General features: G+C 67.0%; 2 protein-coding genes. Both read left to right on the top strand.

Annotated features, from left to right (window positions below; genetic code table 11):
• Positions 1-396 precede the first annotated feature (396 nt).
• On the top strand, positions 397-1638 hold the full coding sequence (locus H7F49_RS19130) for a lipoprotein-releasing ABC transporter permease subunit (RefSeq protein WP_185685141.1): 1242 nt from the start codon (positions 397-399) through the stop codon (positions 1636-1638).
• Positions 1631-2311 (top strand): ABC transporter ATP-binding protein, encoded by a 681-nt coding sequence (locus tag H7F49_RS19135; RefSeq protein ID WP_185685142.1) that lies wholly within the window; start codon positions 1631-1633, stop codon positions 2309-2311. The genes H7F49_RS19130 and H7F49_RS19135 overlap by 8 nt, the downstream gene beginning before the upstream one ends.
• The last annotated feature ends 231 nt before the right edge of the window (positions 2312-2542 follow it).

Consider the following 2542-nt stretch of genomic DNA (forward strand, 5'->3'; position numbering starts at 1 on the left):
AACCAAAAATGGTCGTTCGCATCGCTCTGGCTCACAAACTTCTCGTCTGGCTCAATGCCAAAGCACGGGAAACCCGTCAGGCCTTCGCCATGCGGACTTGACCAATCAGATAGTCGCTCCGTCAGCCACCTGCGGCGGCTGACACCTCCCCCGTTGCATCCTGCGGATGAAACAGGGGAGGATCGAAGAACGGCAACTCCCCACCCGACCAAGACATCACCCCACCCGTTTCCATCGTCGCCCCGGCCTTGAGCCGGGGCAGGGCTTGCGTGGCAACGGCCGGGACAGGGTTGCGCGGTGTTCGGCCCAACAAGTCCTTGTCGTCACCCGTTGGCGACCCTAAACCGGCGTCCCGCGTTTCGGCCGCCAACCCCAGGCCCAGCAGACGAGCCCCGCTTGATCCTCTCCCCCTTCGAATGGACCATCGCCAAGCGCTACATGCTTCCCGGCCGCGGCGAGGCGTTCATCGCGCTGGTAGCCGGCATCAGCCTGGTCGCGGTCAGCCTGGGCGTCGCCGCCCTGGTGATCGTGATGAGCGTGATGAACGGCTTCCGGGCCGAGCTGTTCGACAAGATCGTCGGGCTCAACGGCCATGCCGTGATCCAGGCCTATGGCGGGCGGCTGGAAAACTGGCAGGTGGTGCTGAAGGAGGTCCAGGCGACCCCGGGCGTGGTCCGTGCCTCGCCCCTGATCGAGCAGCCGCTGCTGGTGACCTTCAATGGCCGGGTCGAGGGGATCCTGGCCCGCGGCAACACCCAGGCGGACATCGATCGGCTCAAGCCCAGCGTCAAGGCCGGGAACGTCGGCCTGCTGCGGCCCGGCGCCGGGCAGGTGGCGATCGGATCGCGGCTGGCGGAAAACCTGGGCGCGCGGGTGGGGGATACCATCACCATCATCAATCCCCAGGGCCGCGCGACGCCTTTCGGCACGGTCCCGCGCCAGATCGGCTACACCGTGGCCGCTGTCTTCGAGATCGGCGTCTACGATTACGATAACGCCTTCGTGGTCATGCCCATCCCCGATGCCCAGACCCTGCTGCTCAGCGGCGATTCGATCGGGATGATCGAGGTCAAGACCACCGATCCCGACCGGGTGGGTGAAATCCTCGCCCCGCTCAGCCGCAAGCTGGCCGGGCAGGCCGTGGTCACTGACTGGAAGACGATCAACGCGGCCCTGTTCGAGGCGCTGTCGGTCGAACGGGTGGCCATGTTCACCGTGCTGTCGATCATCGTCCTGGTCGCGGTGTTCAACATCCTGTCCTCGCTGATCATGCTGGTGCGCGCCAAGACCCGCGACATCGCGATCCTGCGGACCATGGGGGCGACCCGGCGCAGCCTGCTGAAGATCTTTGTGACCGCCGGCTTCCTGATCGGCGCGCTCGGCACCGTCGTGGGACTGGCGCTGGGCTTGGTGTTCCTGTTCTTCCGGCAGAGCGTGGTCAACGCGGTGCAGTACCTGACGGGGCAGAACCTGTGGGACCCGTCGATCCGGTTCCTGTCCGAACTGCCCAGCCGCAGCGATCCGATGGAGGTCGTCGCGATCTCCGTGATGGCGCTCGTCCTGTCGTTCCTCGCCACACTTTACCCGGCGTGGAAGGCGGCCAGCACCGATCCGGTCCAGGTGCTGCGCTATGAGTGATGCGCTCCCCGTTGTGCGCCTGACCGGCGTGACCCGCAGCTTCGAGCAGGGCGGGGTCCGGATCGACGTGCTCAAGGGGATCGATCTGGAGATCGGTCCCGGGCAGATCGTCGCGCTGCTGGGGCCCTCCGGCTCGGGCAAGTCGACCCTGCTGCAGGCGGTCGGGCTGCTCGAGGGGGGCTTTGGTGGCACGATCGAGATCGGCGGGATCGACGCCGCGGCCGAGGACGCTGCCGGTCGCGCCGCCCTGCGCCGGGACCACCTGGGCTTCGTCTACCAGTTTCACCACCTGCTGCCGGACTTTTCCGCGCTGGAGAATGTCATTCTCCCGCAGCTCATCGCCGGCAAGGCGCGGGCCAGGGCCGAACGCCGGGCGCGGGAATTGCTGACCGCGCTGGGGCTGGGCGAACGCCTGTCCCACCGGCCAAGCCAGCTTTCCGGCGGCGAACAGCAACGCGTTGCCGTGGCCCGGGCGCTGGCGAACCGGCCCGGGCTGGTGCTGGCCGACGAGCCGACCGGCAACCTCGACGAGGCCACGGCCGACATCGTGCTGCAGCAGTTCCTCGAACTGGTCCGCGGGGAGGGCAGCGCGGCGCTGATCGTCACTCACAACGAGCGGCTGGCCTTCGCGATGGACCGCGTCTACCGCCTGCACGACGGGCGTCTCGCCTGAGGGGCAGCGGCAGCGGGAGGCCATGGGCTGTGCCTCTGCCGGCTGTTTCTCGAGCGTGTGCGGGAATGTTCGAACGGCGCGTTTCGCCTGGTTGCAGTCATTCCGATCCTCCCCCGTTTTGCGAAGCACAACGGGGGAGCAACCGTCTAGGCGAGAGCCCATTTCTGCTTGTTGCGGATCATGGCGTTGAGGGCTGTGATGAGTTTTCGCATGATGGCGACGAGAGCGACC

The organism is Novosphingobium aerophilum (genome assembly GCF_014230305.1).
In the GTDB taxonomy this organism is placed as follows: Bacteria; Pseudomonadota; Alphaproteobacteria; order Sphingomonadales; family Sphingomonadaceae; genus Novosphingobium; species Novosphingobium aerophilum.